The organism is Bradyrhizobium sp. BR2003 (genome assembly GCF_009720285.1).
In the GTDB taxonomy this organism is placed as follows: domain Bacteria; phylum Pseudomonadota; class Alphaproteobacteria; order Rhizobiales; family Xanthobacteraceae; genus Bradyrhizobium; species Bradyrhizobium elkanii.
In genome coordinates this window covers 398,243-405,451 of the sequence record NZ_SMYJ01000008.1, presented here as the reverse complement: position 1 = coordinate 405,451, position 7,209 = coordinate 398,243, and the positions used below count along the sequence as shown (strand labels likewise).

The window sequence follows — 7,209 nt, the reverse complement described above, 5'->3', positions numbered from 1 at the left end:
CATGATCATCGACGATGCGAAGCGCATTGCCCGGCCGGCCCTTGCCGCAGGTACCAGGCACCTGCGGATTGCACGCTGACACGATCGGCGTATTGAGTTCGGTCATGTTGAACAGCGTCCAGACGTCGACGCCGAACCGCTCCGCAAACGCCTGGGAGTCGCCCGGGAGCGGAATCATCGTCACTTTCTTCAGCGTGTGCTTGCGGTCGGCATCCGATGGCGGAAGCTTTGCGATGAAGCTCGACATCACGCCGAGCAGGATCGTGTAGGTCGCCTGCGTCGCATGGACAGTCGGCCAGAACCGGTCGGTTGTGAAATCGCCGCCCAGCCCCACCACGCCGCCGCGATTGAGCATCGCCGAGACCGGCAGCGTGCCGCCGATATGGAAGAACGGCAGGAAGCACAGCACGCTGTCAGTCTCGTCGAGCATCGGATAGGCGGCAGGACCGCACATGTGCCACATATGCGCGTAGGAGCTGACCACGCCCTTCGACCGGCCCGTCGTGCCCGAGGTATAGACGATCGATTGTGGATCCCAGGGCTCAATCGGCCTTGCCAACGCCGGCAGGTCCGCAGGATCGAGGTCGAGCGCGGCGAGCGGTAGCAGCCGTTTCCCCTCGATTTCGGCAGCTGGCTCGCCGTCGACGACGATCGTCTCGATCGAGCCGCAGTCGATATCCCTCAACCTGTCCACGAGGCCGCTGTTCGCCAGCAGCACCCTCGCCCCGCCATTGACCAGGACATGCGAGAGAAGGTTGCCGCGATAGGCGGTGTTGATCGGCACGTAGATCGCGCCGAGCCAGTTGATCGCAAACCACGCCCGCACGATATCGACCGTATTCGGCAGCCAGACATTGACCGTGTCGCCCTGCTTCACGCCGATGAAGGCAAGGCCCACCGCAAGGCTCTGAACCGATCTGCAGAACGCGCTATAGGTGGTCGCCGTGCCGTCGGCAAAGCGCAGGAACGGACGATCGGGGTGCAGTGCGGCGCGCCGCTCCAGTACGTAGCGCAGCACCGCTTCGTCGCGCTCGGGAACGCGCCGCGCATCAGCCTCCGCCACGGCAACGTCATGCCGCTCCTTCGGGATTGCCCCGGTCATTGACGTCCTCCCTTTTGCCTTTGCCGTCAGGCGGCCTTGAACTCCTCCATGCGGGGCTGCTTCAGATCGGCTTCGAACCGCCCATACGACCACGGCCACGAGACGACCTTGCCCTGCTTGTCGAAGTACCAACTCGTGCATCCCCCGGTGACCCAGACCGTGTGCTTGATCGCCTGCTCGACCTCGGCGTTGAATGCGTGGGTTGCTTCCTCGGTCGGCTCGACCTCGCGATGGGCGCCCTCGGCGAGCAGCTTCACGAGCTTGGTCACGTAGCCGATCTGGACTTCGGCAGTACGCAGGAAGGAGAAATTGCCGATCGGACTGTTCGGCCCTCCGATAAAGAACAGATTCGGGAAGCCCGGCACCGCCACCGAGCGATGGGCCTGGCAGGAATCCTTCCAGCGCTCATTGAGGCTGACGCCATTGCGACCGAGGATCACCGCGGGGCGGAAGAATGCAAACGGATCGAAGCCGGTCGCATAGACGATCACGTCGAGCTCATGCATCAGGCCGTCGCTTGTCCGAACCCCTGTGGGGTCGATCCGCATGATCCCGGTGTCGATCAGATGCGCATTCGGGCGCTGGATCGCGGGGTAGAACTTGTCCGACACGATCAGGCGCTTGCAACCAGCCTGATAGGACGGCGTCAGCCGACGCCGAAGTTCGGGGTCACGAACGTTGTCCTCGAGGTTCTGCCGACAGGCTCGCGCCATTTCGGCGAGACCGTCATCGTTCTCGCCGACCAGCGAGGCGGCAAAGCGCTGGTTGAAGAGATTGTTCAGATGGTCATAGAGATCCGCCATCTTCTGCGGTTCTTTCCGAAACGCGGTCTTCTTCTCCTCGGAGAACTCGTTGTTGGGAACGTTGATGATCCACTGCGGCGTCCGCTGAAACAGCGACACCGATTTCACCTCGTCGACGATGGCAGGCAGGATCTGCGTGGCGGTCGAGCCAGTGCCGATGATACCGACACGTTTGCCGCCGAGCGTGATATCGTGATTCCAGCGCGAACTGTGGAATGACGCGCCGGCAAAGCTGTCGCGGCCGTCGATATCGGGCAGCACGGGCTTGTGCAGCACGCCGGTCGCGGCAATCACGGCATTGAACAAGCCTTCATCGCCTTGCGTGGTCGTGATGCGCCACCGCCCCTCGCCCACGAACTCGGCTCTTGTGACCTCGCTGGAGAGGCGGACCTTGTCGATGATCCCGAGCTTCTCCGCCACGCCCCGGAAATAGGCGTGGATCTCCGCGGCCGGCGAATATTCGCGGCTCCATTCGGAATTCGGCGCAAACGAGTAACGATAGAGGTGCGAGGGAATGTCGCAGGACAGGCCGGGATAGGTGTTGTCGCGCCACGTTCCGCCGACGTCGCCGGCGCGCTCGAACACCGTGAAGGCAATGCCCGCGCGCTGCAGATACACCGCCGTCGCGATCCCGGACGCACCGGCACCGACGATAGCCACCTTGAACGAAGCGTTGCTCGCGCTGGTCATTTTTGACGTCTCCGGCACTGCGATTTTGAATGACATTCTTGCTGATATAAAAATATACTGATCGGTATCTGTCAAGCGTGAACCTGATCTGCGTGCCGAGCAAGGTCGCGTTGGCGACCGTACGCGCTCGTTGGTCGAGGATTCCCCGGACGCCGCCCCGCGACCGGGTTCCGTTTGCATTTGCCGAGATGGTACTGTATCAAATATAAAAATACCCATCAGTATATCAAACGAAATAGGAGGATTCATGCGCTACCTCGTCGGTAAATTGCTGCTGGCGTGCTCGATCTCGCTGTTCGCAGGCGCGGCCTGGTCAGATGAACCGCCGCTGAAGATCGGCGTGCTCGAGGACATGTCGGGTCCCTATGCCGACCTGTCCGGACAGGGCTCGCTGGCGGCAGCCCGGCTGGCCGTCGAGGATTTCGGTCCGGTCCTGGGGCGCAAGGTGGAAATCGTCTCGGCCGATCACATGAACAAGGCCGATGCCGGCGTTGCGATCGCCAAACGCTGGATCGAGGCCGACGGCGTCGAGATGATCACCGGCCTCAGCAATACGGCTGTGGCCCTCGCCGTTCGCAACGTGGCCGCAGCGAACGGCAAGATCGATATCGTGACCAGCGCCGGCTCCGCCGACCTCAGCGGCAAGGCCTGCACCGCAACCTCATTCCACTGGGTGTATGACAGTTACGGGCTTGCGAAGACCGTCGGCATGGCGACGATCCGCTCCGGTGCCGATACCTTCTACCAGGTCCTGGTCGACTACGCCTTCGCCGCTGCCATGGCGCGCGACGGCTCGCGCTTCGCCGAGGAGGCGGGCGGCAAGCCGGTCGGCACCGTCCGCGTTCCCTTGAATACGGCCGACTACAGCTCCTTCATCCTGCAGGCTCAATCATCGAAGGCGAAGGCGATCCTGCTCGCGCTTGCGGGAGCCGACTTCGTCAACTTCGTCAAGCAGGCGCACGAGTTCGGTATCGTCGAAAGCGGTCAGAAGCTTGCATCGTTCATCACCTTCATGAACGACATCTATGCCTTGGGGTTGAAGACCGGACAGGGACTGCTGTCATCCGAAGCGTTCTATTGGGATCTGGATGACAAGACCCGCGCCTTCTCCAAGCGCTTCTTCGCGGTCACCAAGAAGATGCCGAACAGCATGCAGGCCGGCGTCTACAGCGCGGTCACGCACTATCTCAAGACCGTGCAGGCCGCCGGGACGACAGACGCCAGGAAGGTCGTTGCAAAGATGCGGGAACTGCCGGTCAACGACTTCATGACCGACAGCGGCAAGGTCCGCGAGGACGGCCGCCTGCCGCGCCCGATGTATCTGTTTCAGGCCAAATCCCCGAAGGAGTCGACCGGCGACTGGGACATCCTGAAACCGATCCAGAAGCTCAGCGCCGACGACGCGACCCGCCCTCTCGCGGAGAGCGAATGCCCGCTGATCAAGGAAGCTCAGGCAAAGAAGTGAGGGGGCCTGCGTCGGGTGCGCTCAGGCCGGAGCGCATCCGACCAGGTTCAGCGCAAGGTCGCCCATCGTCTTTGTCAGCTCCGCTGCGGACAGCCGACCCTGGGGCGAATACCAGCGATGCGTCCAACGGACCATGCCGCTGATCGAGAGCGAGGCGATCATCGGATCGCTGACGTGAAATTCCCCGTTGGATACACCCTCTTCGATGAGACGCGCGAGCTTGGTGTCGAAGTCGCGCTGCTTGCGCCTGATGTCGCCGACTTTTTTCGGGCTGAGGCTCTTTTCCTCCTCGAGCATGATGGCGGAGAACTTCTGATATTCGATGTTCTTGGCGACATACAAGGTAACGAATTGCTGCAGGCGATCCCGGGCAGCGCCTTTCTTGTTACCCAGCAGTTGCGTCAAGTCGACATACAGATCGCCATAGGACTGATCGAATAACTGCTCGAGGATCGCATACTTGTTGTCGAAATAGGTGTAGATGAACGGCTTGGTGACCCCGAGCGCGGCGCCGATGTCGTCGATCGTCGTCTTCTGGAACCCCTTCTCATAGAAGAGCTTGGCCGCGGCTTCCAGGATCAGCTCGCGCTTGTATTCCTTGATGTGCTGCTTGACGCTCATGTCGGCCCTTCGAGACGGTACTTATTGATACGTGATTCTCAGGGGGCTTCGCGCCACCCCTCCTCCAAGCCAGGCGTGCGGCAGAGAGATATCGCACCGGGCCGGAACTCCGCATTCGCCCGACAGACCTGCCATTCTTCATAGCATATCCATTGGACAAATAAATATACTAGCCAGTATATTCGGTGCAATACCAAGAAGAGTCGTGTCGTCGCCGACCTCCCGGCGCACGACAGCCGTGAATGGATCTGGATATGGCGACCTTGCAATACAGGAGCGAGACGAGTGAGCTCCTCAATGAAAGTGCTGGCCGGCTGTTCGCATCGGTGCCCGATCGGGACATCAGGGCGGCCCAGCTCGGTCAGTGGTCGGAAACGTGCTGGCAGCAGGTCGCGGAAGCAGGCTTTCCGCTCGCGCTCGTCCGCGAGGAGGCCGGCGGCTTCGGCGTCAGTCCAGGCGAGGCAGTCGATCTCCTGCGCATCGCCGGATATCACGCAGCGCCGGTCCCGCTCGCCGAAACGATGCTGGCCAACCGCCTGCTGACTGAAGCCGGCTTCGAAGCCGCGCCAGGGCCGGCGACGATCGCGCCGGTCACCGGGACGAGCGCCTTCGCGCTCGGTCGGCAAGGACTAGGCTGGCGGATCCGCGGCCACGCGGCCGGCGTGCCGTGGGCCCGCAATGTCGACCCGATCGTCGCGTTGGTGGAGCATGACGGCAAGCCGTTTGTGGTCAGGCTGGAGCGGACGCGCGCGGATGTCACGCAAGAGGGCTCGCTGGCCGGCCTGCCCTCCGATGCCCTCACCCTTGATTCCGAACTGTCTGGCGATGTTGTGCGCCCCGCTCCCTCGCGCTGGACCTGCGCAACGCTGAAGGCAGCGGGCGCGGCGCTTCGCGTCGCCGAAATGGCGGGCGCGCTGGAGCGTGTCCTGGAAATGACCGTCACCTACGCCAATGAGCGCGTGCAGTTCGGCAAGCCGATCGGCAAGCAGCAGGCAGTCCAGCAATTGCTCGCCACCCTCGCCGGCCAGGTCGCAGCCTGCGGCGCCGCCGCTGCGATTGCCGGCGCCGCGTTCGACAGGCTCGACATCTCTGCGATTGCCGCAGCCAAAGTGCGCGCCGGCGAAGCAGTCAGCATCGCTGCGCCCATCGCCCATCAGGTGCACGGCGCGATCGGCTTTACCGAAGAGCACCGGCTGCACTTCTTCACCCGGCGCCTATGGGCGTGGAGGGACGAGTTCGGCTCGGAACGGCACTGGAGTGCCATTCTGGGGCAACAGGCGATCGCGGCCGGGGCCGATGGGCTCTGGCCGTTCGTGACCTCGTTCGGCGCGCCGCAGGAGGCATCATGACGTATTTCACCTTCCCCAACGCGCCGCTGCTGCCTGAAGCCGAGAAGCTGCGCGGCGAGGTTCGCGCCTTCCTCGCCGAGGAGCTGCGCCACGTGCCTGCGCATGTGCGGGCCGCATCCTGGAGCGGTTTCGATGCCAAATTCTCGCGCCGGATGGGCGAGCGCGGCTGGATCGGAATGACCTGGCCCAGGCAATATGGTGGCCATGAGCGGAGCAGCCTCGAACGCTACGTCGTGCTTGAGGAAATGCTGGCGGCCGGCGCACCGGTCGCAGCGCACTGGATCGCCGACCGGCAAAGCGGCCCGCTGCTGCTGCGTTTCGGCACCGAAGAGCAGCGCCGCAGTGTGCTGCCGAAGATCGCGGCCGGTGAGCTCTTCTGCTGCATCGGCATGAGCGAACCGGACTCCGGCTCCGACCTCGCCGCGGTTCGCACCCGCGCCGAGCCCGTCGATGGCGGATTCCGCGTCAACGGCACCAAGCTGTGGACCACCTACGGCCACCGCGCACATGTCATGCTGCTGTTCTGCCGGACCAGCGGCGGCCCGGCCGACCGTCACAAGGGGACGAGCCAGTTGCTGGTCGACCTGACGCTGCCGGGGATCACGATCCGCCCGATCGCCGACCTGTCCGGAGCGAAGCATTTCAACGAGGTCGTGTTCGAAAACGTCTTCGTGCCCGCTTCCGCGCTGATCGGCGAGGAGGGCAATGGCTGGCACCAGGTGACCAGCGAGCTCGCCTATGAGCGGTCCGGTCCCGAGCGCTTCCTCTCCTCCTTCGTGCTGTTCGCTGAATTGATCCGCGTGCTCCAGCGCAATCCGTCGGAGCATGCGACCGTGGCCGTCGGCCGGCTGATCTCGCACTTCGTCGTGCTGCGCCAACTGTCCCGCGGCGTCGCATGGCTGCTGCAGAACGGCGAGAACCCGGCCCTCGAGGCTGCCGTCGTCAAGGATCTCGGCGCGCTGGTCGAGCAGGAGATGCCGGACGTGGTGCGGAGCCTGGTCGAGATCGAGCCCGACGCGGAGCACACAAGGGAACTGATACGTACCCTGCGCTACATCGTGCTCGCCGCGCCGTCCTTCTCGCTGCGCGGCGGCACGCGCGAAATCCTCCGCGGCATCATCGCGCGCGGCCTCGGCTTGCGCTGACCAACGCAGACGCGGCGGGCTATGCGACGAGCTG

6 protein-coding genes are annotated in these 7,209 nt (G+C 63.6%); 3 read left to right on the top strand and 3 right to left on the bottom strand.

The features are described from left to right. Together E2I15_RS04395 and E2I15_RS04390 are read right to left on the bottom strand one after the other, a co-directional pair. Positions 1-1,102, bottom strand: a 1,102-nt coding sequence (locus E2I15_RS04395; protein ID WP_196238883.1) for an AMP-binding protein, incomplete at its 3' end; no start/stop codon positions are given. 26 nt (positions 1,103-1,128) lie between these two features. Then, on the bottom strand, positions 1,129-2,595 hold the full coding sequence (locus E2I15_RS04390; RefSeq protein WP_137477475.1) for a flavin-containing monooxygenase: 1,467 nt from the start codon (positions 2,593-2,595) through the stop codon (positions 1,129-1,131). A gap of 247 nt (positions 2,596-2,842) precedes the next feature. On the opposite strand from E2I15_RS04390, the gene E2I15_RS04385 reads away from it, so the two are divergent. Continuing rightward, the gene (locus tag E2I15_RS04385) at positions 2,843-4,060 is read left to right on the top strand and encodes an ABC transporter substrate-binding protein (protein ID WP_137477472.1); all 1,218 of its coding nucleotides are present in this window, start codon (positions 2,843-2,845) and stop codon (positions 4,058-4,060) included. 21 nt (positions 4,061-4,081) lie between these two features. Here the strand turns inward: E2I15_RS04385 and E2I15_RS04380 are convergent, their stop codons facing one another. Continuing rightward, positions 4,082-4,681, bottom strand: coding sequence for a TetR/AcrR family transcriptional regulator (locus E2I15_RS04380; protein WP_137477470.1), 600 nt, complete (start codon positions 4,679-4,681; stop codon positions 4,082-4,084). A gap of 242 nt (positions 4,682-4,923) precedes the next feature. On the opposite strand from E2I15_RS04380, the gene E2I15_RS04375 reads away from it, so the two are divergent. Together E2I15_RS04375 and E2I15_RS04370 are read left to right on the top strand one after the other, a co-directional pair. Further along, positions 4,924-6,030 (top strand): acyl-CoA dehydrogenase family protein, encoded by a 1,107-nt coding sequence (locus E2I15_RS04375; protein ID WP_137477467.1) that lies wholly within the window; start codon positions 4,924-4,926, stop codon positions 6,028-6,030. Then, positions 6,027-7,175 (top strand): acyl-CoA dehydrogenase family protein, encoded by a 1,149-nt coding sequence (locus tag E2I15_RS04370; protein WP_137477465.1) that lies wholly within the window; start codon positions 6,027-6,029, stop codon positions 7,173-7,175. Before E2I15_RS04375 ends, E2I15_RS04370 begins: the two co-directional genes overlap by 4 nt. Positions 7,176-7,209: the final 34 nt, after the last annotated feature.

Coding starts and splice junctions, on each gene's coding strand:
- E2I15_RS04375 (WP_137477467.1), top strand. CDS start 4,924: ATGGATCTGGATATGGCGACCTTGCAATACAGGAGCGAGACGAGTGAG.
- E2I15_RS04385 (WP_137477472.1), top strand. CDS start 2,843: ATGCGCTACCTCGTCGGTAAATTGCTGCTGGCGTGCTCGATCTCGCTG.
- E2I15_RS04370 (WP_137477465.1), top strand. CDS start 6,027: ATGACGTATTTCACCTTCCCCAACGCGCCGCTGCTGCCTGAAGCCGAG.
- E2I15_RS04390 (WP_137477475.1), bottom strand. CDS start 2,595: ATGACCAGCGCGAGCAACGCTTCGTTCAAGGTGGCTATCGTCGGTGCC.
- E2I15_RS04380 (WP_137477470.1), bottom strand. CDS start 4,681: ATGAGCGTCAAGCAGCACATCAAGGAATACAAGCGCGAGCTGATCCTG.